A 23,883-nucleotide genomic window follows, 5' to 3' on the forward strand; every position below is an offset into this window, starting at 1 on the left:
TTTGAACGAGGTCGTGAATGAGGACTGGATCATGGTGAGAGCGCCGGTCGGGTGACGGCTGAACCGGACCGCCGGAAACTTGACAGCGATGCTGGCGCGTGCTCGTCTCCGCCCCAAAATGGACCCGCAACACAAGCCGCCGAGCCAGGACACTCGCACGGCCAGCGTCATCGATCCGAGCGTGGTGGCGGAGACGTTCCGTCGCGAGATCCGGGAAGAGCTCGCCGCCCTGCCCGAGCCGCTGTTCCTGGTCGGCGTGCTCGCGGCGGATCACGGGCCGTCGTACACGTACGCGGAGTACACGCGCAAGGCGTGCGAGGACGTGGGAGTCCGCTTCGAGATCCGCCACGCCACGCGGCTCAGCGCCGAGGCCGCCATCCGCTCGGCGAACGAGGACGCGAGCGTGCACGGGATCATGGTGTATTACCCGATCTTCGGCACGGAGCAGGACGTGTATCTGCGGGATTCCGTCGATCCGTCCAAGGACATCGAGGGGCTCCACACGTTCTGGGCACGTTGCCTGTACGGCAACCAGCGCTTCCTGGACGAGGCGAGGACGAGGAAGGCAATCCTGCCCTGCACGCCGCTGGCCATCCTCAAGCTGGTCGAGGCGGCCGGCTTCTTCGGCGAGGGCGAGCGGCCGCTCGAGGGCCGGAGCGTGTGCATCTTCAACCGCAGCGAGGTGGTCGGGAGGCCGCTCGCGAGCATGATGGCGCACGACGGGGCCCACGTGACCTCGTTCGACATCGACGGTCCCCTCCTCTTCGTTCCGAGCTCGTCCGGCGACACGCACGAGGTGCACGAGACGACGGTGGACCGGGCGAGCGCGCTGCGGCAGGCGGATATCGTCGTGACCGGCGTCCCCTCGCGGAGCTTCCCCCACGTGCAGGCCGCGGAGATCCGCGAGGGCTGCCTGTGCATCAACTTCTCCACCTTCAAGAACTTCAGCGACGATGTCCAGGGCAAGGCCAGGGTGTTCGTGCCCCGCGTCGGCCCCATGACCGTGACGATGGCGATCCGCAATAGCCTGCGGCTCTACAAGAACGCTCACCAGGGCGGGTGAGCCCGGAGCGCCCGCGGCGCGACGCCGCCCGGTGGGCGGCGGCGTTCCGCGCGCTTCAGCTCGCGGTCCAGGCCTGCGCGTGCGCGCGCGCCCAGGCCTCGAAGGTCGCCGGCGTTCGACCGGTCACGCGCTCGACGGTGTCGGTCTTCAGGGCGCCGTTCCCCGAGCGGATGCGCTCGATGAGCTCGCCGAGGGCCGCCGCGAACGACGGGGGCATTCCGGCCTCGATCATCCGCCGCCGGGCGGCGTCGACCGAGACGTCCACGCGTCGCAGCGGGACGCCGAGGACGCGCGCGAGGATCTCCACCTGTTCCGGCGTGCTCAGGAGCTCGGGGCCCGTCACCTCGAGCGCCTGTCCGAGGAGCTCTTCGGTCACCATCGCCCGGGCGGCGACGGCGGCGATGTCGCGCGGGGCGATGGGCGCGGTCTTGCCGTCCCCGTGGGGGTTGTAGACCACGCGCTCGGCCTTGATCGACCGGACCCACTGGAAGGTGTTCGACATGAAGGTGCCAGGGCGGACGAACGTCCACGGGAGCCCGGAGGCCTTCACGAGCTGTTCCCGCTCGGCGTGACGATGGGCGAGCTGGACCGTCGGCGCGCCCGCGCTGATGCTCGAGAGGAGGACGATCCGGGGCGCGCCGCTCGCCCGCGCCGCCTCGAGGAAGCTCCGGACGTGGTCGACGCCGTCCGCCTCCGCGACCGGCAGCAGGAACGCCGCCCGCACGCCCTGGAGCGCCGGCGCGATCGTGTCCTGTCGCCCGAGGTCGCCGACCGCCTTCTCGACCGTGGATCCCCAGCGGGCCACCTTGCGCTCATCGCGCGTGAAGACACGGACCCTCTCTCCCGCGCCGAGGAGCTCCTCGACGACTTCCTTGCCGACATTCCCCGTGGCACCCGTGACCAAGTACATGGCTGTCTCCTTCCGGGTGGGTCCCCGCGCGGCGTGGCGCATTTTCGCGGCGCGACTCGATGGCTCCCAGGGGAACCGTCGCTGCGCGCGAGCCGTCGAGTCGACGGTCGCGCGCCCCGGATCGCGCCCTGAGCGCGGCGGGGCAAACCACCCTGTCTGGAGAGAGCCTATGACTGTTCCGCGTGCTTGATTAGTCTTGACGTACAGGAAGAATCGTTCCATGGGTGGAACAATCCGATGCTGCCCGACCTCAACGAGATCGCGGTCTTCACCCGGGTCGTCCAGGCCGGGAGCTTCACGCGGGCCGCGCGCGAGCTCGGCATGCCGAAGTCGACCGTGAGCCGGAAGGTGTCCGAGCTCGAGGCGCGGCTCGGCGCGCAGCTCCTCCGGCGGACGACGCGCAAGCTCGGCCTCACGGACGTCGGCGCCGTGTACTACGAGCGCTGCGCGCGCGTCGTGGCCGAGCTGGACGACGCGGACCGGACGGTGACGCAGATGCAGGAGGGGCCGCGCGGGCTCCTGCGGATCACGGCGCCGCTGCACTTCGGGTGGATCGGCGGCGTCGTCGCCGAGTACCTGCGGGTCCACCCCGACGTGAGCGTGGAGGTCGTCTGCACCGACCGCATCGTCGATCTCGTCGCGGAGGGGTTCGACGCGGCGCTCCGGTTCGGCGCGCCCAGCGACGCGTCGCTCGTCGCGCGCCGCCTCGGGGCCGTGCCGCGCTACCTCGTGGCGGCGCCCGCGTACCTCGCGCGGCGCGGCGCCCCGCGCGCGCCGGCCGACCTCGAGGGCCACGACGTCCTCGTGTCGGCCGGGGCGCGCGCGGGCGAGGCGCCGGGCGCGCGGTGGGTGCTGCACCGGGGCGCGCGGCGCGCGGAGGTGCGCGTGACGCCGCGGGCGACGGCGAACAACCTCGAGGTGCTGCACCGGATCGCGCTCGCAGGCGTGGGCATCGGGATGCTGCCCGCGACGCGCTGCGAGCAGGACGTGCGCGAGGGGCGCCTCGCGCGCGTGCTCGACGGGTGGAGCCCGGTCGACGTGGCGCTCCACGTCGTCTACCCGGGCACGCGGCACCTGTCGCCGAAGGTGAAGGCGTTCCTCGACCTGGTGCGCGAGCGCATGGGCCCCGCCCTGCGGGACCGGCGGGGCGGCGGCGCGGGCGCCGGGCAGGACGGCGCCTGACGCGGCGGCCTACCTGCCTCTCGGGCGCCTCGTCGAGGTCGCGGCGTCGAGCGCCGCCGGGGTGACGGCGCGCCCCGCGCCCTGCGGCGTCCGGAGCTCGCTCGCCCGCGTCCGCCGCGCGGGGGGGCTGCCCTGCGACGTCAGCCTCTCCAGCTCGGCCCGCACCTCGGCGCGCACGTGCGGGCCGAGGAGCTTCTCCGCCATCGCGATCAGCCGTCCGGCGAAGGCGGCCATGATGCAGCCCGCGCGCTGGTCGTCGTGGTCCGGAGACCCCGAGCGCCGGTAGTGCCGCCCGTAGTCGCGCGTGATCGCCCCGAGGTCGCCGCCGACGTGGACGGCCTGCCGCATGAAGAGGCGCGCCGCGCGCTCGTTGGCGATCGGCGGCATCTGCGCGAGCGTCAGGGCGACGTCGGTCCTGCCCACGGCGAGCAGCATGGAGACCACGCGCTGACGCGCGAGCTCGACGAGCCTCGGCGCGAGGGTGTGCTCGTCGAAGACGTGGACGCTCGCCGGCACGAGCGCCCTTCCCTCCGCGCCGAGCTCGCCGAGGAACGCGTTCAGCACCGGCGAGCGCGTCGGCTCGGCGTGGAGGTACTCCCGCGCGGCGCGCGGGGCGTCCGCAGACGGCGCGCCGCCCGGCGGCGCGCTCGGGCCGGCGTCGGGCCTCGTGGGGGCGAGGGGCCGCGCCGCGCGTGCCCGCCGCGACCGCTCGAAGTGCCTCGCGGCGCTGCCGGCGCGCTCGTTTTCCGCGGCAGGATCGGCCGCGTCGAGCAGCGCGGCCAGCCCGGCGGCGCGGGCAGCAGTCACGTGCGGGAGGGCTTTCGGCCTGGACATGCGCGCAGCTTCTCCAGAGGGAGAGCTGCTCGGGCGTGTACCACGCGTCGCGAACAGTTGTACAGGACTGAACCCGGGTTCCCGAACAGACGCACGCCCTCATGACGCCGTGGCGAGGCCGCCCGCCGTGTCGGCGCGAACCCCGATAGGCTGCGACGCATGGACGCGACGACACCGCACGGCGCAGAGCGACCTCCGTCGGTCCCGCCTTCGGCCAGGTACAACCCCGAGCACAGGACGTTCGAGCTCGTGGAGACCGACGCCGACGGGCGTCCTTCCGGCGAGTGCCGCGTGTACCGCGCGAGCGACGGCTCGTTGCTCTCGTGCTGCCGCTACGCGGACGGGGTGAAGGACGGGCCGTTCACCGTGTTCCACCCGAACGGTCAACCCGCGCAGCGCGGGCACTACCGGGGCGGCCAGCTCGACGGCGAGGTGGCGCTGTACGGCAGCGACGCCCCGACAGAGCTCAGGCTGCGACCGTGCTGCGTGCCGCCAGGCGCCTGGGAGCTGCGCGCGCGGTACCGGCAGGGGCGCGTCGTGCGCCAGGTGTTTCACGACCGCGCCGGATACCCGATCTCCGCGGACGGCTCCCGCTGGCCCGAAAGGCCCGCCGGCGTCGGCGAGGCGGACTACGACGACGGCTCGCAACGCTGGCTGGTCAGCGAGGAGGACGAGGCCTCGGCCACGTCCATCCACCGCTACTTCACGCGCGAGGGCAAGCCCTCTCAGGAGATCGAGATCCGCGCTGGAGCGCGCCATCGCGAGCTCCGCTACGACGCGCTGGGCCGCCCTTCCGAGGAGCGGCACCTCGATCCCCAGGGGCGCCTTCACGGCCCGTCCGTCCGCTGGTTTCCCGATCCGGAAGCGAGCCCATACCTCGATCCGCGCGTGCGCGAGGAGCGAGGTCAGTACACGCACGGTCACCCCGTCGGAGCGTTCACGCTGCTCGACGCGGACGGGGCGCCGGTCGCCCGACGCGAGCTCGGCGCGGACCTCGACGAGGCCGGCCTGGGCGCGTCGCCCGCGCTCGCCGAGGACCTCGCCGGGTGGGACGCCGAGCGCGTCTGGGCCCTCGCGCAGGAGCTCTTGCAGGACGGCCGCGCGCGCGAGGCCTGCTGCGCCGCGGCCCGCGCGGCGGTCCGCGGGGACGAGCGCGACAGGCTCGTCGAGTTCCTGGACGCCGCGACGCTGCGGCCGAGGCCCGAGGTCGCGGAGCGACGCGGGCGAGCGCTGCTCGAGGCGTCCGGCGCGACAGCGCTCGGCGTCCTCGACGAGCTGCTGCTCGGCGCCGAGCCGAGCGCGGTGTACCGCACGCTCGCCGCCGTCTCGCCGGGCTCGCGCCGGGTCGCGCTCTCGCTCGTCGAGGCGTCGCTGCTGCTCGAGCCCGAGCGCCGCTCGACGTACGTCACGCGCGCGCTCCTGCGGCTCGATCTCGGCGACACGCGCGGGGTGCTCGAGGACGCCGACCGCATCGAGCCAGGGGCCCCCGCCGTGGCCGAGCACCTCAGGACCTTCGTGCGGCTGCTGTCCCCGGAGTTCGATTTCTGGCCGGCGCGCGAGCCCATCGATCCGATGCCGGACGACGCGTCGGTCACGGTCGAGGTCGGCCAGCCGATCGAGCAGATCCGGCAGAAGATCCAGCTCTACGCCACCCGCTTGCTGCGCCTGCGCGAGGCGGTGCAGCGCAGCCTGCCGGGGACGGAGCCCTGTCCGTGGCTCCCGCCCGACCTGTCGCGCGTGCTGCCGGACGGGCCGGTGGAGCTCGCGCGGACGGCGGCGACCTTGACCGAGGAGACCGAGGACGGGGTCGAGACCGTCGAGCTCACCGTGGACGAGACGCTCGACCCGGGAGCCCTGCCGGTCTCTCACCTGATGCGAAGGGCCCGGGCCGAGTGGGCCGCCCTCTGCTGGCTTTGCTGGTCGGCCGGCCTCGACCGCGTCGCCCTGCCGGAGCGCGTCGCGCCCCGGCCCGACTTCACGGCGGCGGTCAACATGTCGCTCACCCGCTGCTTCCGCGCGCGCGACCAGCTGCAGACCAGCGGGCTCGTCAGCCGGGCGCGCGGCGTGCCGGGATTCGCCTGGGAAGGGCTCGCGGTCGACGAGCTCGACCCGACGCTCGCGGTCATCGCGGCCGACGAGTACTTCGAGGTGCGGTGCCTCTTCGTGTGGCTCATGTTCCCGGAGAACGTCTCTCCGTTCCAGAGCGACATCCGCGCGGCGTGAGCCGACCGCAGCGGCGCGGTCGGCGTGGGAGCACGCCGTCCGCGCGCCGCGGTCGTCGGCAGCGTTCCGCACGCTGGCCGGTGGACGACAGGGGCCACGGGCCGCCGCGCGGGCGCTCTCGCCCACCGGCGCGCTTCAGGGGCAGGGGCCTGCGTACGGGTAGCCGCGCGCGCTCGCGCACGAGGCCGCCTTCGACGACGAGACCGCGGCGAACGTGAGGGAGGCGCAGCCGTTGATCGTGCCGGTGTGATAGATGTAGGTGCCGACCGAGCCGCTCGTGACGATGGTGTAACCGGGGTAGGCCGCCCGCCCGCACTGCGCGGCCTCGTCCACCGAGTTGGCGAAGTAGACCTGGGTCTGGAGCAGGCAGCCCCAGCCGTCCTCGATGCCCACGGTGACGTACTGGGCCTGCGCCCCGGCCGTCTGCCCCGAGCACGTCTTCGGAGCGCACGAGCCGCAGTCTCTCGAGCAGCTGTCGCACGTCTCGCCGATGTCGCAGACGCCGTTGCCGCAGCAGGAGCCGCAGTCTTGCGAGCACGTGTTGCACGTCTCGCCGACGCTGCTGTTGCAGGTGCCGTTGCCGCAGCACGAGCCGCAGTCCTGCGCGCAGCTGCCGCACCACTCGGTGCCGTTGCAGATCCCGTCGCCGCACTTGCAGTCGGACGGGCAGCTCGACGGCGTCTCGCCGCCGTTGCACGCGCCGTCACCGCAGCCGGTCACCATGCACTCGCCGAACCACTTGCGGCACAGGCCGTGCCGGCTGCCGTCGGGGAAACACACGCTCCCGTAGCCATGGTTGTAGATCTCGTCGTCCGTGAACTTCGTCTTCCGCGCGCCGCCGTCGTCGAACAGCCGGCACTCGACCGGGCGCCCGTCGGGAAGCGTCGCCTCGCCGAACCAGCGCCGGCAGATGCCCGCGGCGCCGTTGCCCGGCACGCACGCCTTGTTGCCGCCCGGCGCGAACACCGCGTCCGACGGGCCCGCCATGTCGGCCCCGCCGTCGTTGAAGACCCAGAAGAGCACCGGCGTGTGGCTCGGGTCGATGGTGCGGCAGGCGCCGAACCACTTGCGGCAGGTGCCGCCCGGGCTGCCGTCGGGCATGCACGCCTGGCCCGACTCCGAGATGTAGAGCGCCTGTGTCGGCCCGGCCATGTCGGTGTAGCCGTCGTTGAACACGAAGCACTCGACTCCCTGGCCGACCGGCAGCGTCGCGCACTGGCCCGGCACGCCCGCCGCGCCGCACGCCTCGCCCGCCGGACACGCGCCGCCGGTGCAGATGCCGCCGCAGCCGTCGGGCGCCCCGCAGGCCTTGCCCGAGCACTGGGGCGTGCACCCACACTGATAGGCGACGCCGCCGCCGCCGCAGGTCGTCCCCGCCGGGCAACTGCCGCTGCTGCACTTGCCGCCGCAGCCGTTGGGCGCCCCGCACGACTTGCCCGCACAGCTCGGAGTGCACGGGGGAGGAGGCGGCGGTTCGCAATCCTCGCACCGGGCGGCCTCGCTGTGCGACACGACGTCTTCCGACATGGCGTCTTCGGACATGGCGTCTTCGGGCGAGCCGCTGCACGCGGCGACGATCGCGGCGCCGGCGAGGGCGAGGGCGAGAGTTCTGCCGAACATCTGCATGAGAAAAACGCGTCCTTTCGCGCCGGCGCGGGAGGCGCCCGGCGGAGCGGCTGCGCGTGCGCCCCCGGGGCCCGCGACGCGCCCAGCGTGCCGGACGCACGATCAACCGGCGTGCCAGCGGGACAGGGCAGGCTTTCCCGCCAGACGCGGGATCATCGGTCGCGGTGGTGTTGCGCAAGTTGCGCCGGGTTTGCTCGAACCGGACTCGTCGCGCGCAAGACGGCCCAGCGCGGGCTCTTCAGGGGCACGCCGGACGGACCACGGCATAGGCGAAGTCGCCGAAGCCAGCCGCCGCGAAGCCTCCGTCGGGGAGCGCCGTGACGTTGTTGATCCCGGTCGGCGTCCCGACCTCGCCTTCGTGCTCCCAGCGCAGCGCGCCGTCGGTATCGACGGAGATCAGCCACATGCGCTGCGTGCCGCCGTCCGCTCCGCGCGTCGTCCCGGCGAGGTGCAGGAGGCCTGTGCTCGGGTCGTGGGCGACGGCGCTCAGCTCGGTGTCGCGCTCGGGTCGATACGTCCTGTGCCAGAGCACCGAGCCCTCGGTATCCAGCAGGACCACGTGGTTGTGCCCGACGCTGAGCGCGACGACGGCGATGCGGCCGTCCGGCAGGACGGCGACGTCCTGCGGCCAGGCCTCGCCGATCTCCTCCAGAACGCGGTCGAAAACCGGCTCGGTCGCCCCGTTGCTGCGGATGATGCGCACATGCGCGCCGTCCGCGGTGAGCTGAACGACGTCCCCTCCGGGCAGGAGCGCGGCGGCGCCGTGGCTCCAGTTGTACCCCACCTCGGATCCCGGGGAGAGCGGCGTCGCCCGCCGGTGGACGAGCTGGCCCTCGTCGTCGAGCCGGAGCAGCACGAGCTGCGGCGCCTCTCCATCCTGCAGGCTCTCGTGGGTGGAGAGCAAGTATCCGCCCTCTGGGTGCTGGAGCAGCTCTATCTCGACGAGCGCCATATAATGCGTCGGTCCGAGCGAATGGGCGGCGAGCAGCGTACCGGCACCGTCGAGCCGGCCGAGCCAGAGCCCCTTGCCGGAGGGAGAGGCCGGATCATACGTCTGTCCCGCCACCATGAGCCCGCCGTCCCCGGTCCGGGCGCCTGTATGCAGGAATCCCCCGGGCAGCGGGACCGAGCTCCACACGACGTTTCCCGCGCCGTCGAGCTCCGCGACGCCCCCGTTGTGCGGCGCCCCGATCGCGATGAACCCCTCGCCCTCGACGGGAAGAAGCGCGTTGGCGTCCATCCCCGGTTGCGCGAAGAGCGAGACGAGCGTTCCGGCCATGCAGGGATCGGCCGGGACATCCACGGGCAAGCCCCCCTCCTCGGCTGGCACCGCACCTTCCTCGGCTGGCACCGCACCTTCCTGGGCTGGCACGGGCCCCTCCCCTTCAGGCGGAGCCCCGTCCTCTTGAGGCACCACCGTGACCTCGCCGCAGCCCACAAAGGCTGCGAGCGCGAGCAACAACCCCGGAATCCTGCCAATCTGTGCCATTGTCCACCTCATGACCGGGACGGGTCATGCAACTGCTGTTCCCCTACCCACCTCTGCGCGCGCCGCGCCGGGGAAACAAGCGCGAAGATGCCGCGCGCTCTGATCACGGTGCCGCCATGCGCCCGCGGGCGCCTGCTGCCGGCACACGGGCGGCGCCAGAGGCGTGCACCGCCGGCAGGGCATGGCTCCCCCTCGACCGGCGCGGCGGCGGCGCCCGCGCGCTCTCGGAGCGGCGAAGGCGAAGACGCACGGCTGGGCATCGAGGCTTCGTGAGCCCTCGACGAGCTGCTCGATGACCGTTATCCTGCGCCGTCTGCAACGAAGGCACGCCCGAGGCGTACGCATGGACACCATCACCTCAGACGATTGAGCCGCAGCAACTCCTGATCTCGTTGCTGCGGCCATCTGCTCTCGATCGTCCGACGAGTGCCGTCCTGAGGCAGATCGCCGCCGAATGTCCACCATTTGCGCGGGTGTATCGTCGTGCCTCGAACCACATCAACAACCTGGAATTTCTCGCTGGCCGCAGCGCTGCTGCTGATGGCCCCCTTCGACCTCCTGGCCTCGCTGGCCATGGATGTCTATCTGCCGGTGGTACCGATGATGCCAGGCATCCTCGGCACATCGCCGGCGGTCGTTCAGTTGACCTTGAGCCTCTACATGGTCGTCCTGGGCGCCGGGCAGCTCGTGTTCGGGCCCATCTCGGACAGGATGGGCCGGCGGCCGGTCCTGCTCACCGGTGCGGCCTTGTTTGCCGCCGCGTCGTATCTGCTCGCGGGCACCGTGTCCGCCGCGGGGTTCGTCGTGCTTCGCGTCCTGCAGGCGCTCGGCGCGGCCGCGGCGCTCGTCGCGACGTTCGCGACGGTGCGCGATGTCTACGCGGAGCGCGCCGAGGGGGCGGTGATCTACAGCCTGTTCGGCTCGATGCTGGCGTTCGTGCCAGCGCTGGGGCCCGTGGTCGGCGCGCTACTCGCGGACCATCTCGGCTGGCGCGCGATCTTCCTCGCGCTCGGCGTCGCCGCCACCGCGGCGGCGCTGAACGCGGCTCCGAGGTGGCCCGAGACGCGGCCCGTGAACGCGTCGAGGCCACGCGCGGCGTTCGGTCGGATCCTCGCGGACGCCTCGTTCTGGACCTACACGCTCGGCTTCAGCGCGGCCATGGGCGCGTTCTTCGTCTTCTTCTCGACGGCGTCACGCGTCATGATCGATCGCGCAGGCTTCTCGCAGCTCGCCTTCAGCCTCCTCTTCGCCACGGTCGCGCTCGTCATGATCGCGACGACCCGGTTCGCGAGGCGGTTCGTGGCGCGATGGGGAAGCGCCGGGAGCCTCGTCCGCGGGATGGGCATGCTGCTCCTCGGAGCCGCGCTGCTGGTCGTCGGGCAGGTGATCGCCGCTCCGTCGTTCTGGACGTTCATCCCGCCCATGTGGATCATCGCGATAGGCATCGTGTTCGCCAGCTCGGTGACGGCGAACGGCGCGCTCCAGAGCTTCGGCGACGTCGCCGGCACCGCGACAGCGCTCTACTACTGCATCGAGAGCCTCATCGTCGGCGTCGTGGGAACGACGCTGGTCGTCCTGCTGCCCGGGGATACGGCATGGCCGCTGGCGGCCTATTGCACGCTCATGGCCCTCGTTGTGCTGGGCTTCGTCTGGCGAGCGGAGACGTCCCCGGTGACCGGCGTCTTGCCGGATCCAGCGCGTCATCGCGAGACGTGAGGTGAGCGGGCTCGGCGTATCGTCGAGCCCGCCGCTCGCCCGACAGGGACCGCCATCCCCCCTGCCCGGTCCCGCACAGCAGCGAAAAAAACGTCCCGGCTTTCTCGTTCGCGCGAAGGACGACCGGGGTTGCCGGCATCCACTGGCTGACGGTGGAGCGTCGACGCAGCGGCCGGCAGCGCCTCGAGCCTCGGGGCCGCTGGAGCTGAGGGCGCATCTCCGTGGCCTACCGGCGGAGCCCGGCGGCGCTGCGCTCCTCTTGGATGTTTTTCTGACAGGACTTGAAATTTCGGCGGAGATTGCCATGAAGAAGATCATTTTCGCGGCGGCGGCCTTCCTTACAGCGTGCGTGGGAGGGGCGGACGACCTGCCTACGAGCCCGACAGACGCTGATTCCGCGGCCATCATCGGAGGCACCATCGACGAGGGCGATCCGGCCGTGGCGAATCTGCAGATCTACGCGAAAAGGCCGTCTGGAAGCGTGGTGACCTACAACTGCACCGCTTCGCTCATCGCTCCGACGGTGCTCCTGACGGCGGCCCACTGCATGGACTTCCGGCTGGTGGACAGCGGACCTGTCGGCAGGGCCCTCTTCGGCACCGAGGTCTCGGAAGCAGGATACTGGGTCAACGTGAAAGAGGTTCACTACGACCCCGAGTTCAACCGCTCCAACCTGCACGGGGGGCACGACATCGCGGTGGCCATCCTCGAGGAGCCCGTCGCCATCGCGCCGCTGCCCTACAACCGCGCGCCGATCACCGAGGACATGGTCGGCGCGCCGGTCCGGCTGATCGGCTTCGGCCTGGACGAGGATTTCTGGGACGGCACGAAGCGCCATGTGACCACCATCATCAACACGGTCACGCCGCTGCTGCTGGGCCTCGGCGACGCGGACCACCACACGTGCACGGGTGACTCGGGCGGGCCCGCGTTGATGGATGTGAACGGCGTCCCCACCATCATCGGCGTGACGTCATTCGGCACCTCGATCGACGGCAATGTCTGCGTGGACGGCTGGGATACGCGCGTCGACCTCTACACCGGCTTCATCGACGCGTTCGTGAGCGCGCCGTAGCGAGCGCCCCGCCGCCCGGGCACGACCCGTACTTCCGGGCCAGCCGCTCCGCGTGCGAGACATCAGGCGAGCGGACGCGCGGAGCGGGAGGTCGAGCGCGAGCGCGCGCCACACGACCTTGACCGCGCCGCGCCGCGCCGCGGAAAATGAGCGAGCGCGACATCGAGGCGGCGCTCGCCGACACGCCACCGCGGACAGGCGATATAAGACCACACGTCCACACAGCACTTCTGTTTGTCGTTGCGCGTTTACGGGAGGTTTGATAGCCATCCTCTGGCACCTCGCGCCGCGAGACCGTCCCCGGTCTCGACGGTCATCCTCCCGGCCGCGGGACGCGATCCATAGGAAGGGACACGAGCACATGCCTCAATTGAACGGCAACACCTGCGAGATCGATGAACTTCCGGACGGTGTGACCGTGACCATCAGAGCGACGACCAACTCGCGTCACACCCAGAAGATCACCGTGACTCGCAACGACGAGGTGCTGTGCGCCTTCACGGGCTCCGGTGAGCGCAACGCGATGACGGGTCAGTCGACGATCGTTGCCAGTTCAAGAGCGAAGCTGCGAGCGACGTTCGAGTATCAAACGGACATCAACGCAGAATGGCGCAAGTCCAGCCAGCTGAAAGCTGGCGGTCCTTATACGGTGGGCAACCACAACTTCATGGTGGTCGTCGCCGAGAACGGGGACGACAACGACTACAACGATAGCGTCCTCGAATTCAACTGGAGCACGCCCCGGTAGCGTCGTCCGGAGCTCCGGAGGCGGAGGAGCGCTCGCGCTGCGGCTCAACGTCAGCCCGCCGCTTCCCGCCTCCAGCGCGTCGCGCCGGTCGACAGGCCGTCCAGGATGAGGCCGCCCTGGCGCGGGGTCGAACGCTGCTACGGGATTGAAGGCCGGCCTGGGTCGCAGTACGGCAGCCGCCGGCAGCCAGCCAACCCCGCGAGCGGCCTCCGCTCAGCCCCAGACGGAAGCGACCCATGTCTCGACTACCCACGCTCGGCGGGGGCCTTGCAGCCGTCCTCCTGCTCCTCGGCGCCTGCCGATCGACGCCGGATGCCCCGCCGCCGCCGCCCCCGACCGAGGTCGCCGTCATCGAGGTGAAGCCCGAGCCCGTCACGATCCGCGACGAGCTCCCCGGCCGCGTCGAGCCCTTCCGCATGGCGCAGGTGCGCGCGCGCGTGCCCGGCGTCGTGCTGAAGCGCACCTTCGAGCAGGGCAGCGAGGTCAAGCAGGGCCAGACGCTCTTCCACATCGACCCGGGGCCGTTCAAGGTCGCCGCCGCGAGCGCCCGCGCCGCCACCGAGAAGGGGCAGGCGAGCCTCGCCCAGGCGGAGGCCCAGGCCAGGCGCGCGACAGGGCTCGTCGAGGAGGGGCTCATGACGCGCGAGCAGTACGACAACGCCATCGCGGCGCAGGCCATGGCGCGCGCCGACCTCGCGCAGGCGCGCGCGGCGCACGCGCAGGCGCTCCTCGACCTCGGCCACGCCACCGTGACCGCGCCGATCAGCGGCCGCATCGGCGGCGAGCTCGTCACCGAGGGCGCGCTCGTCGGCCAGAACGAGGCGACGCCGCTCGCCGTGATCCAGCAGATCGACACCGTGTACGTCGACATCAAGCAGCCCGTGTCGCAGCTCACGCGGCTGCGGCGCGCGGCCACGGGCGGCTCCGGAACGGAGGGCGGATCCGGTGAAGCGCCGGTGACGCTCGTGCTCGACGACGGGACCGAGTACCCCGAGAAGGGCGCGCTCCTCTTCTCCGACATCAGCGTGGATCCAGGCACCGGCGAGGTCACGCTCCGCGCCGCCTTCCCCAACCCCGACCGCCTGCTCCTGCCCGGCATGTTCGCGCGCGTGAAGCTCGCGCGGCGCGTCGATCCGGCGGCGCTCATGGTGCCGCAGCAGGCGGTGGGGCGCGACACCGGCGGCAAGGCGACGGTCGTCGTCGTCCAGGCGGACGGCAAGGCGCTCGTGCGGCCAATCCAGACGGGCGGCGTCGATCGCGACCGCTACATCGTCACCGAGGGGCTCGCGCCCGGCGACCGGGTGGTGGTCGAAGGCCAGCAGAAGATCGCGCCCGGCGCGGAGGTCCGCGCCGTCCCCTGGACCTCCGGGCCCGCGGCCCCGGCCGCGCCCTGACCCGATCCGAGGCGAGCATGCCGCGCTTCTTCATCGACAGGCCCATCTTCGCGATCGTCCTCGCGATGTTCATCGCGATCGTCGGCGCGATCGCGCTCCCGCGCCTGCCCGTCGCGCAGTACCCCTCGGTGGCGCCGCCCACCGTCTCGATCTACGCGAGCTACCCCGGCGCGACGCCGCAGACGCTCGACCAGAGCGTCGTCAGCCTGATCGAGCGCGAGCTGAGCAGCGTCAAGCGGCTGCTCTACTTCCAGTCGACGAGCGACGCCTCCGGCGGCGCCCAGATCACCGCGACCTTTCAGCCTGGCACCGACCCCGATCTGGCGCAGGTCGACGTGCAGAACCGCCTGAAGGCGGTCGAGCCGCGCCTGCCGCCGGCCGTCCGGCAATACGGGCTCTTCGTCGAGGCCTCGACGTCGAGCTTCCTGATGATCGTCAGCCTGTCGTCGCGCGACGGCAGCGTGGACCCGACCTCGCTCGGCGACCTCCTCGCCCGCAGCGTCATCGACGAGATCAAGCGCGTCCCCGGCGTCGGCCGCGTGCAGCTCTGGGCCAGCGAGCGCGCGATGCGGATCTGGATCGACCCGGCGAAGCTCGCGGCCCTCTCGCTCTCGCCCGCCGACGTGTCGAGCGCGATCGCCGCGCAGAACATCCAGTTCGCCTCGGGCCGCGTCGGGGACGTGCCGAGCCCGCCGACGCAGCAGATCAGCGCGACGCTCATCGCAGAGGGCCAGCTCACGACGCCCGAGGAGTTCGGGGAGATCGTCCTGCGCGCGCGGCCCGACGGGTCGCGCGTGCTCCTCCGCGACGTCGCGAGGATCGAGATCGCCGCGCAGAACATGGCGTCGTCGTCGCGGAGCAACGGCAAGCCCGACGCGGCCATCGGCATCCAGCTCGCGAGCGGCGCCAACGCGATGAAGACCTCCGACCTCGTGCGCGCCCGCATGGAGGAGCTCTCGCGCGGCCTGCCGCCCAACGTGACCTACAGCGTCCCGTTCGACACGGCGCCGTTCGTCCGGGTGTCGGTCCACAAGGTGATCGAGACGCTGGCCGAGGCGATGCTGCTCGTGTTCGTGGTGATGTTCCTGTTCCTGCAGAACATCCGCTACACGCTCATCCCGGCGATCGTCGTGCCGATCGCGCTGCTCGGCACGTGCGCGGTGATGCTCTTCGCCGGCGCCTCGATCAACATGCTGAGCCTGTTCGGGATGGTGCTCGCGATCGGCATCATCGTCGACGACGCGATCGTGGTCGTCGAGAACGTGGAGCGGATCATGGCCGAGGAGGGCCTGTCCCCGCGCGACGCGACGATCAAGGCGATGCGCGAGATCTCCGGCGCGGTCGTCGGCATCACGCTCGTCCTGTCGGCGGTGTTCGTCCCGATGGCGTTCGCGTCGGGGTCCACGGGCGCGATTTACCGGCAGTTCTCGCTCTCGATGGCGGTCTCGATCCTGTTCTCGGCGTTCCTGGCGCTGACCTTGACGCCGGCGCTCTGCGTGAAGCTCCTCAGGCCGATCCCGGCGGGCCACGGCGAGCGCCGGGGGGCGTTCGGGTGGTTCAACGCGGGCTTCGCGCGGCTCACCGGCGGGTACAAGCGGTGGGCCGCGGGCTCGCTCGACAGGCCCCTCCGGATGCTCCTCGCGTTCGCGCTCATCACGGCGGCGCTCGGCGTGCTCTACGTGCGGCTGCCGACCTCGTTCTTGCCCGAGGAGGATCAGGGCGTGGTCATGGTCGACGTCCAGCTCCCGCCCGAGGCCACCCTCCACCGTACGCTCAGGGCCGTGAAGGAGATCGAGGCGCATTTCGAGGGCCGCCCCGCCGTTCGCTTCGTCTCCGCCTACCCTGGCTTCGGCTTCTCGGGGTCGGGGCAGAACGTGGCGCTCGTCTTCATGATGATGAAGGACTGGGACGAGCGCCCCGCCGGCGCGACGGCGCAGGAGGAGGCGGCGCTGGCGAACGAGAAGCTCGGCGCCGTGCGCGACGCGGCGATCTTCAGCCTCGTGCCGCCGCCGATCATGGAGCTCAGCGTGACCTCGGGCTTCAGCCTGAAGCTGCAGGACCGCGGCGGCCGCGGCAACGCCGCGCTCGTGGCCGCGCAGCAGAGGCTCATCGAGCTCACGTCGGGCAACCCTGTCTTCGAGCAGGTGCGCGCCGAGGCGCAGAGCGACGCCGCGCAGATCCGCCTCCGGATCGACCGCCAGAAGGCGAACGCGCTCGGCGTGCGGTTCGAGAGCGTCGCCGCCGTGCTGTCGACGACGCTGGGCTCGTCGTACGTGAACGATTTCCCGAACCAGGGCCGGCTCCAGCAGGTCATCGTCCAGGCCGAGGCCGCGAGCCGGATGCAGGTGGAGGATCTGCTTGCGCTCTTCGTCCCCAACGGCGCGGGGCAGATGGTGCCGCTCGCCGCGTTCGCCACGGCGCAGTGGGAGCGCGGCCCGCTCCAGCTCGGGCGCTTCAACGGCTACCCCGCCGCCGGGATCAGCGGGCAGCCGGCGCCGGGGCGCAGCACCGGCGAGGCGATGGCCGAGATCGAGCGCCTCTCGGCGCAGCTCCCGCCCGGCTTCGGGGTGGAGTGGACAGGCCAGTCGTACCAGGAGCGGCTGTCGGGCGCCGAGGCGCCGGCGCTGCTCGCGCTGGCGCTCGTGGTGGTGTTCCTGGTGCTCGCGGCCCTCTACGAGAGCTGGTCGATCCCGCTCGCCGTGATCCTCGTCGTGCCGCTCGGCGTGGTGGGCGCGGTGCTGGCGATGACGGCGCGCGGCCTGCCGAACGACGTGTTCTTCAAGGTCGGGCTCATCACCATCATGGGGCTCTCGGCGAAGAACGCGATCTTGATCATCGAGTTCGCGAAGAGCCTCCGCGAGCAGGGCAAGAGCGCCCGGGAGGCGGCGATCGAGGCGGCGCGCCTGCGCTTCCGGCCGATCTTGATGACGTCGCTCGCGTTCATCCTGGGCGTCGTGCCCCTCGTCTTCGCGCGGAGCGCCGGCTCGGCCACGCAGCACGCGATCGGCACGGGCGTGTTCGGCGGCATGATCACGGCGACGATCTTCAGCATCTTCTTCGCGCCGCTGTTCTTCGTGCTCATCAGCCGCCTCCGGCGGGCGCCGCCAGGGTGAGCCCAGCGCCGGCGCCGGCGGCGCACATGTTCGCGCACAGGCCCCGGTCGAGCCGCACAGCCGCGAACGTTCGCCGTGGTAACCTGCCCGACCGAGCGCGAGCAGGTGAAGAAGCCCCACCACGACGACGCGACGAAAGGCGCCGAGACCGCTCGCGGCGACACGCTCGCGGCGCTCGGCAGCGGCGTCGTCCCGCGGGGCGCGGCGGCGACGATCGAGCTGCCCGGCCGCTACGAGGATCTCGGCCTCATCGCCGGCGGCTCGTTCGGCGAGGTCCGCCGCGTGCGCGACACGTTCCTCGACCGCGTTGTCGCGATGAAGCTGCTCCACGCCGAGCACGCGGGCGCGGCCCACCTGCGCCGCCGCTTCCTCGCCGAGGCGCGGCTCACCGCGCAGCTCCAGCACCCCGGCATCATCGCGCTGTACGACCGCGGGGAGCTCCCGGACGGCCGCCTCTGGTTCACGATGCGGGAGGTCCGCGGCCGCACGCTGCGCGAGGTCATCGACGAGCTGCACGCCGCCTCGGGCCCCGCCGGGTTCGGCGCCACGGCCGCGGGCTGGACCTTCCGCCGCCTCGTCGACGCGTTCGCGCGCATCGCGCAGGCCATCGCGCACGCGCACGGCCGCGGCGTCGTGCACCGCGACATCAAGCCCGACAACCTCATGGTCGGCGAGCTGGGCGAGGTCCTCGTCATGGACTGGGGCCTCGCGCGCAGGATCGATGTCGACGAGCCGGCGGAGACCGGCGACGACAGCGCGCCTGACCTGCGATCTCCCGCGCTCACCCGCCAGGGCGATATCCTCGGCACGCCCGCGTACATGCCGCCCGAGCAGGCCCGCGGCGACACGTCCATGCACGGCCCGGCGAGCGACGTCTACGCGCTGGGCGCCGTGCTGTATTGCCTCCTGACGGGGCGTCCTCCGTACTGGGGCAGCAGCGCGGCGGAGGTGCTCGCGGCGATCCTCTCGGGACCTCCCGCGCCCGCGATGGCGGCGGCGCGCGGCGGGCCTCCGGTCCCGGAGGAGCTGTGCGCGCTCTGCGATCGCGCCATGCGCCCCGCGATCGCCGACCGCACCCCGAGCGCCGAGGCGCTGGCCGCCGGCGTGCTCGGCTGGCTCGACGGCGCGCGCCGCCGCGAGCAGGCCCTCGCGGCCCTCGATCGGGCGCGCTCGTTCGGCGCCGAGAACGCCTCGCTGCGCGCGCAGGCCGCCGACGCGGCGGCGCGGGCCCGGACGCTCCGGAGCGCGCTGCGGCCCTTCGACCCCCTCGAGAGAAAGCGCCCCGCGTGGGCGCAGGAGGACGAGGCAGCCCGCCTGAGCCGCGCCGCCGCGCTCGCCGAGACGAGGTGGCTGGAGGCGGTGCACGGCGCGCTGAGCCTGGATCCGGAGCTCGCCGAGGCGCACGCGCTCCTCGCGGACCACCACCGGACGCGCCTCGCCGAGGCGGAGCTGGCCCACGACGACGAGGACGCGGCGCGCGCCGAGGAGATGCTGCGCATCCACGATCGCGGCCGGCACGCGGCGTTCCTGCGCGGCGACGGGGCGCTGACGCTGGTGACCGATCCGCCGGGCGCGGAGGTCGTCGTCGAGCGCTTCGTCCCGCAGGACCGGCGTCTCGTGCCGGTGCCCGAGCGCGCGCTGGGGCGAACGCCGCTCGTCGAGGTGCCGCTCGGGCGCGGGAGCTATCTGCTGCGGCTGCGCGCGCCCGGGCGGGCCGAGGTGCGGTATCCTGTGCTGATCGAGCGCGACGAGCGCTGGGACGGGCGGGCGCCCGGGGAGGAGGAGCCGTATCCGATCGTGCTCCCGGCGGAGGGCGAGCTCGGCCCGAACGACGTGGTTGTGCCGGCGGGGTGGTGCTGGACGGGCGGTGACGCGGCGACGCCGGACAGCCTGCCTCGGAGGCGGATCTGGATCGCCGGGTTCGTGCTCCGCCGGTTCCCTGTCACGACGGCGGAGTACCTCGACTTCCTGAACGACCTCGTGACCCGCGGGCGCGAGGCCGAGGCCGTCGCGGCGTGCCCCAAGGTGCACGAGGGCGTCTCGGCCGTCGCCGACGAGCCGGCGCTCCACCGCGACGCGTCCGGCCTCTTCTGTCTGCCGCCGGACCGAGAGGGGTTGCGCTGGCGCCTCGACTGGCCGATGGTCCTCATCGACTGGCACGCGGCGACGGCTCACGCGAGGTGGCTGGCCGAGCGCACGGGGCACCCCTGGCGGCTGCCGGGCGAGATCGAGCGCGAGAAGGCGACGCGCGGCGTCGACGGCCGCCTCTTCCCGTGGGGCGACCACGCCGACCCGACCTTCGCCTGCGTGGCCGACACGAGCCCCTCGGAAGCAGCGCGCGAGGGCGTGAATGGCCACCCGTTCGACGAGAGCCCCTACGGCGTGCGAGGTCTCGCGGGCAACGCGCGCGACTGGTGCCTCGATGTCTGGAGGCACGACGGCCCGCGCGTCGAGGCCGGACGGCTCCGGCTCGACGCCGCGGCGCCGGACGATCCGGACCTCCGCGTGATCAAGGGCGGCGCGTGGACCGGCGCGCTGAGCCAGGGCCGCGCGCCGGCCCGGTTCGGCGGGCGGCCGGGCATTCGCCGCTCGGTGGTGGGCGTCCGGCTGGCGAGAGACGCGCCGATCCGGCGGTGAAGCGAGCCCTTGTCAGGCCCGCTGTAGCTGACGGTAGGCAACGTCGATATCGACCAGTCCGTACCCCGCCCGCTTCTTGCCCCTCACGCCGACCACGACGCAGCCGGCGGGGATCGGCGCGTCGATGACGGTCCCGCTCTTCCATGCCGTGAGCCAGCCGGTGCCATGGTCGAGGTTCACGAGCCCCTTGTTGCCGTCGGCGTAGATCCGCACGCCCATGACGGGCGCCCCTTGCGACGCCTTCGCGTCGGATGGGAAGGAGCTGCCATCCATGTCGTCGCTCGCCCACGCCGCGGTGGGGGTGGAGCCCGCGAACAACCTGGCGTTGATGATCCCGTAGGGCGAGTCTTGATAACGCACCTGCACCGCCGTCGCGGGGGCCCCACCCGGGAGCAGCACAGCGGCCTTCCAGTCCCCGTCGCCGTACCCGGTGAGCGGGCCGGTCCAGTGCGTCCCCAGGTAATTCACGAACGTCGTGCCGATCGCGTCGCGCCGCGCGGTCAGCGTGAACTCTCGGTCCGTGTTGTTGCTGAAGAACATGGGATGGACCTGGGAGGCCGGCCTGAACCATTCGATGGTTCCGGCCCACGTGCCGTCCTGGCTCCGACTGGCGTTCAGCCGGAAGCCCTGGTATCCGCCGCTCTCGTCCGCATAGGCACGGTAATCCGAGGCGTGGTTGCGGGCCGTCCACGTCGCGTCCAGGGAGCAGATGAAGCTCGCGGCCGCCGCCGCGAACGGCGGCGGGTTGTTCCCGTCGCTCCACATGCGGACGCGCTTGACGACCTTGATGGACGACGCCTGGTTGGTGTCGATCTGCGCGAGGCCATCACGGATCTTCCAGTACTCCTTGCCTTTGATGAAGCCGCCCTGGGGGCTGCCCGTGCGGGTCGCGACGATCTCCAGCAGGAGCTCGCCGTTCGCGAGGATCCGGTAGTACGCGTAATCGCGGTCCCCGGTCGGGTCGATCTGACCCCCCGGCCGCTCGGCGTCGGGCACCGGGCTCGTCTCGTGGCCGTCGCTCGCGCCGTGGTGAAACACAGGCAGGTTCCCCAGCCCGTCGACCAGGATCGGGTGCTGGCGGAACGAGAGCGCCTGGAGCAGCATCCTCGCCCGGAAGAGCAGCTCGGCGTGCGACATCGTGCTCCGCCTGAACTGGCCGTCCTGCTGGATCTTCCACTGCTCCAGCGCCACCGTGAGCGCCCAGGTGAACGCGCCGTGCCAGTGTCCGCCCAGCATGGCCTGGTACGACGGCTCGTCGCGCCCCGACGCGCAGAAGACGCGGCTGCCGATCTCCTTCGTCGCGCGGGGCGTCGTCCCCGTGGACGGCCCGGCCGGCGTGAGGGTCGGCACCCGCTGGGCGTTGCCGGTCGGCTCGCCGGCAGCCGCGAAGCAGCAGTCGAGCACGATGGTGAGGTTGTCGGAGGGCCGCTTTCTGCCGGGGCGATCGAGCGCGGGGTTGAACAGCGCGTGAAGCTCCGAGAACGAGACGGCGTTCTCGAGCCCGCGGCCGGTGTCCGCCGGGCAGAGTACGAGGTCGCCGTCCCGCTGCGCGCCGTGACCAGAATACGTCATGAGCCCGGGGAGCGCCATCCAGTCCTCATCGATCTCCCAGGCTCCCCACGTGAGCTTCACGCTGGTCACGAGCCCCCTGGCCAGCCACTCGGCCCCTCGTTTCATCTCGTCGGAGGTGGCCTCGCCGAGGGTCACCTCCAGATCGCCGGGCTCCCGCCGCATGCGCGACAGCCATTCCTGGACGCGCTCCGCGACCTCTGCCGCGGTCTCCCCCGTGAGCTCGGGGGTCGGCTCCGGCGCCTTGCGCGACAGCCAGCGCCTGACGCGCGCTTCGACCTCCACTCGAGTCTCGCCCGGGGACAGCTCGGGCGCCAGCTCCAGCTCGGCGCGGACGAGATCGTCCTCCGTGAGCGCCGGGCTGGAGAGCGCCCGGATCTGCGTGTAACCCAGTCGACGGCAGACCTTCCAGAACGCGAGCACGTCATTGCGGCCCGCCGGAAGGTCCTTGTCGGTGAAGTTCGGGTACTGCTCCACGCCGATCAGCAGCGCGCCGCCGCGCAGCCGGGAGATCTGCTCCCTGGCAGCGGCCAGAGCGGGCCTCACGGCGCTCGGCGCGTCACGCTCGACGGGGGAGTCTGTCTTGGTCATGATCGTCTCCGCGGGGTAAGCTGCTCGCCGAGCGGGGCCGCGCCAGGGGTGGCGCGACCGAACGAGCGTCGGCGCTGGCATCGTCGGATGAACCGTCTGCCACAGCAACAAAGCAAGCGCTGCGCCAGCGGTCGCATCGTCGTCGCGAGCGCGCGCCACGGCGGATGCCGGGAGGACCCCGGATCGTGTAGGTTGGCAGCCGGCATGATCCAGCGTGATTCCACCCTCGATCTCGGCAGCTCAGCCGCCCTGGGACCGGGCCATCACGAGCAGGAGGCGCTTGCGCTGGTGATCGCCTGGGCGCCCGCCGAGCCTTCGCGCGTCGGCGAGGTGGCGCTCTTCGAGGCGGGCGAGGGCGCGCGGATCCTCGGCCGCGGCGCGCCTGCGGACGGCTCGGGCGGCGAACGGGTGGTGTTTCACCGCCAGCGCCCCGGGACCACCGAGCGAATGCCGCCCCTCGCGAGCCCCGGGTTGTCGCGGGAGCAGCTCCGTATTCGCCCCGCCGGCGACGGCCTGCGGATCGAGCGGATCGGCAAATGCGCGATGGAGGTCGCCGGCGAGCGGGTGGATCGGTGCGTCCTCGCGCGCGGCGATACGTTGCTGCTCAGAGGGCAGCTGCTGCTCTTCTGCACCGCTCGCCCCCGGAAGCTCGATCCGCTCCGCACCGCGTCGCTCGACGATGCGCCTCCCTTCGGCATGCCGGACGCTCACGGGATCCTCGGCGAGAGCCCCGCCGTCTGGCGCCTGCGGGATCGGCTCGCCTGGACGGCGAAGGCCGACGCGCACACGCTGTTGCTCGGCGGGAGCGGCTCGGGAAAGGAGCTGTGCGCGCGCGCCGTGCACGCGCTCTCCGCCCGCGCGCGCGGGCCCTTCGTGGCGCGCAACGCCGCGACGATCCCCGGCAGCCTCGTGGACGCCGAGCTCTTCGGGAACGTGAAGGGGTATCCGAACCCGGGGATGCCCGAGCGGCCAGGGCTGATCGGGTCGGCGAACGGCGGCACGCTGTTCCTCGACGAGATCGGCGAGCTGCCCCAGAGCCTCCAGGCCAACCTGCTGCGCGTGCTCGACGAGGGAGGCGAGTACCATAGCCTCGGCGGATCCACGACGAGGCGCTCCCATTTCCGTCTGCTCGGCGCCACGAACCGGGATCCCGAGGCCTTGAAGCACGACCTTGCCGCGCGCCTCGTGCTCCGGCTGGAGCTCCCGGGCCTCGACGAGCGCCGCGACGACGTGCCCTTGCTGATTCGCCATCTGCTCGGCCGCGCGGCGGCGAGGAGCCCGGACGCCGTCCGGCGGTTCTTCACGCCGTCGAGCGACGGGGCGCTGGAGCCGAACCTCCGGCCGAGCCTCATCGATCATCTGCTGAAGCGCCCGTACACAACGAACATCCGGGAGCTCGATGCGCTCCTCTGGCGCGCGATGTCGACGAGCTCGGGCGACGCCATCGCGTGGAGCGACGGCGCCCCGCCGGCTGGCTCGGCGCCCCCGGGCGCCGCGCAGCCCCTGAAGGACGACCATCCCGCCGACGTGGAGCCCGCGCGGGTCCGGGACGCGCCGGAGCCGTCGGAGGCCGAGGTGCGGGCGAGCCTCTCTGCGCATGATGGGAACATCGTGCGCACGGCGCAGGCGCTGGGGTTGTCGAGCCGGTATGTGCTTTATCGGCTGATGCGGAGGTACGGGATCACGACGGACGCCACGTAGCCGGCCTCGGAG

Annotated in this window: 15 protein-coding genes; 10 read left to right on the forward strand and 5 right to left on the reverse strand. The window is 72.1% G+C overall.

Annotated features, from left to right (window positions below):
* The first annotated feature begins 118 nt into the window (after positions 1-118).
* The gene (locus WME96_RS21270; protein ID WP_437291918.1) at positions 119-1,063 is read left to right on the forward strand and encodes a bifunctional methylenetetrahydrofolate dehydrogenase/methenyltetrahydrofolate cyclohydrolase; all 945 of its coding nucleotides are present in this window, start codon (positions 119-121) and stop codon (positions 1,061-1,063) included.
* Between the two features lie 55 nt (positions 1,064-1,118).
* Here WME96_RS21270 and WME96_RS21275 read toward each other — a convergent pair whose 3' ends face one another.
* Positions 1,119-1,973, reverse strand: a complete 855-nt coding sequence (locus WME96_RS21275; RefSeq protein WP_437291919.1) for an SDR family oxidoreductase — start codon at positions 1,971-1,973, stop codon at positions 1,119-1,121.
* A gap of 237 nt (positions 1,974-2,210) precedes the next feature.
* On the opposite strand from WME96_RS21275, the gene WME96_RS21280 reads away from it, so the two are divergent.
* On the forward strand, positions 2,211-3,155 hold the full coding sequence (locus tag WME96_RS21280) for a LysR family transcriptional regulator (RefSeq protein ID WP_437291920.1): 945 nt from the start codon (positions 2,211-2,213) through the stop codon (positions 3,153-3,155).
* A 9-nt stretch (positions 3,156-3,164) separates the two neighbouring features.
* Here WME96_RS21280 and WME96_RS21285 read toward each other — a convergent pair whose 3' ends face one another.
* On the reverse strand, positions 3,165-3,989 hold the full coding sequence (locus WME96_RS21285; protein ID WP_437291921.1) for a hypothetical protein: 825 nt from the start codon (positions 3,987-3,989) through the stop codon (positions 3,165-3,167).
* Positions 3,990-4,148: 159 nt separating this feature from the next.
* Here WME96_RS21285 and WME96_RS21290 point away from each other — a divergent pair, with 159 nt between their 5' ends.
* The gene (locus tag WME96_RS21290) at positions 4,149-6,212 is read left to right on the forward strand and encodes a toxin-antitoxin system YwqK family antitoxin (protein ID WP_437291922.1); all 2,064 of its coding nucleotides are present in this window, start codon (positions 4,149-4,151) and stop codon (positions 6,210-6,212) included.
* A 135-nt stretch (positions 6,213-6,347) separates the two neighbouring features.
* On the opposite strand, the gene WME96_RS21295 is transcribed toward WME96_RS21290, so the two are convergent.
* Positions 6,348-7,832 (reverse strand): hypothetical protein, encoded by a 1,485-nt coding sequence (locus tag WME96_RS21295; protein ID WP_437291923.1) that lies wholly within the window; start codon positions 7,830-7,832, stop codon positions 6,348-6,350.
* Positions 7,833-8,076: 244 nt separating this feature from the next.
* Positions 8,077-9,147, reverse strand: a complete 1,071-nt coding sequence (locus WME96_RS21300) for a hypothetical protein (RefSeq protein ID WP_437291924.1) — start codon at positions 9,145-9,147, stop codon at positions 8,077-8,079.
* 663 nt (positions 9,148-9,810) lie between these two features.
* Between WME96_RS21300 and cml the strand changes: the two genes are divergently transcribed.
* The 6 genes from cml to WME96_RS21330 all read left to right on the forward strand — a co-directional run bounded on the left by cml (position 9,811) and on the right by WME96_RS21330 (position 20,010).
* Complete coding sequence (gene cml / locus WME96_RS21305; protein ID WP_437291925.1) at positions 9,811-11,043, forward strand: CmlA/FloR family chloramphenicol efflux MFS transporter; 1,233 nt, start codon at positions 9,811-9,813, stop codon at positions 11,041-11,043.
* Positions 11,044-11,302: 259 nt separating this feature from the next.
* Positions 11,303-12,118, forward strand: a complete 816-nt coding sequence (locus tag WME96_RS21310; RefSeq protein ID WP_437291926.1) for a S1 family peptidase — start codon at positions 11,303-11,305, stop codon at positions 12,116-12,118.
* A gap of 361 nt (positions 12,119-12,479) precedes the next feature.
* Positions 12,480-12,866 (forward strand): fucose-binding lectin II, encoded by a 387-nt coding sequence (locus tag WME96_RS21315; RefSeq protein ID WP_437291927.1) that lies wholly within the window; start codon positions 12,480-12,482, stop codon positions 12,864-12,866.
* 236 nt (positions 12,867-13,102) lie between these two features.
* Entirely contained in the window at positions 13,103-14,260 is a 1,158-nt protein-coding gene (locus WME96_RS21320) for an efflux RND transporter periplasmic adaptor subunit (RefSeq protein WP_437291928.1), read from the forward strand.
* Positions 14,261-14,277: 17 nt separating this feature from the next.
* Positions 14,278-17,373: a multidrug efflux RND transporter permease subunit gene (locus WME96_RS21325; protein ID WP_437291929.1), complete on the forward strand. Its 3,096-nt coding sequence runs from the start codon at positions 14,278-14,280 to the stop codon at positions 17,371-17,373.
* Positions 17,374-17,448: 75 nt separating this feature from the next.
* Positions 17,449-20,010, forward strand: coding sequence for a protein kinase domain-containing protein (locus WME96_RS21330; protein WP_437291930.1), 2,562 nt, complete (start codon positions 17,449-17,451; stop codon positions 20,008-20,010).
* 12 nt (positions 20,011-20,022) lie between these two features.
* On the opposite strand, the gene WME96_RS21335 is transcribed toward WME96_RS21330, so the two are convergent.
* Positions 20,023-22,170 (reverse strand): caspase family protein, encoded by a 2,148-nt coding sequence (locus tag WME96_RS21335; RefSeq protein ID WP_437291931.1) that lies wholly within the window; start codon positions 22,168-22,170, stop codon positions 20,023-20,025.
* 204 nt (positions 22,171-22,374) lie between these two features.
* On the opposite strand from WME96_RS21335, the gene WME96_RS21340 reads away from it, so the two are divergent.
* On the forward strand, positions 22,375-23,871 hold the full coding sequence (locus WME96_RS21340) for a sigma 54-interacting transcriptional regulator (protein WP_437291932.1): 1,497 nt from the start codon (positions 22,375-22,377) through the stop codon (positions 23,869-23,871).
* Positions 23,872-23,883 lie beyond the last annotated feature (12 nt).

The organism is Sorangium sp. So ce406 (genome assembly GCF_051474675.1).
Lineage (GTDB): Bacteria > Myxococcota_A > Polyangia > Polyangiales > Polyangiaceae > Sorangium > Sorangium cellulosum_G.

What these genes read in the sequence shown, in the direction of transcription:
- WME96_RS21270 (WP_437291918.1), top strand. Translation starts at nt 119, where the DNA reads ATGGACCCGCAACACAAGCCGCCGAGCCAGGACACTCGCACGGCCAGC.
- WME96_RS21275 (WP_437291919.1), bottom strand. Translation starts at nt 1,973, where the DNA reads ATGTACTTGGTCACGGGTGCCACGGGGAATGTCGGCAAGGAAGTCGTC.
- WME96_RS21280 (WP_437291920.1), top strand. Translation starts at nt 2,211, where the DNA reads ATGCTGCCCGACCTCAACGAGATCGCGGTCTTCACCCGGGTCGTCCAG.
- WME96_RS21285 (WP_437291921.1), bottom strand. Translation starts at nt 3,989, where the DNA reads ATGTCCAGGCCGAAAGCCCTCCCGCACGTGACTGCTGCCCGCGCCGCC.
- WME96_RS21290 (WP_437291922.1), top strand. Translation starts at nt 4,149, where the DNA reads ATGGACGCGACGACACCGCACGGCGCAGAGCGACCTCCGTCGGTCCCG.
- WME96_RS21295 (WP_437291923.1), bottom strand. Translation starts at nt 7,832, where the DNA reads ATGTTCGGCAGAACTCTCGCCCTCGCCCTCGCCGGCGCCGCGATCGTC.
- WME96_RS21315 (WP_437291927.1), top strand. Translation starts at nt 12,480, where the DNA reads ATGCCTCAATTGAACGGCAACACCTGCGAGATCGATGAACTTCCGGAC.
- WME96_RS21320 (WP_437291928.1), top strand. Translation starts at nt 13,103, where the DNA reads ATGTCTCGACTACCCACGCTCGGCGGGGGCCTTGCAGCCGTCCTCCTG.
- WME96_RS21325 (WP_437291929.1), top strand. Translation starts at nt 14,278, where the DNA reads ATGCCGCGCTTCTTCATCGACAGGCCCATCTTCGCGATCGTCCTCGCG.
- WME96_RS21335 (WP_437291931.1), bottom strand. Translation starts at nt 22,170, where the DNA reads ATGACCAAGACAGACTCCCCCGTCGAGCGTGACGCGCCGAGCGCCGTG.
- WME96_RS21340 (WP_437291932.1), top strand. Translation starts at nt 22,375, where the DNA reads ATGATCCAGCGTGATTCCACCCTCGATCTCGGCAGCTCAGCCGCCCTG.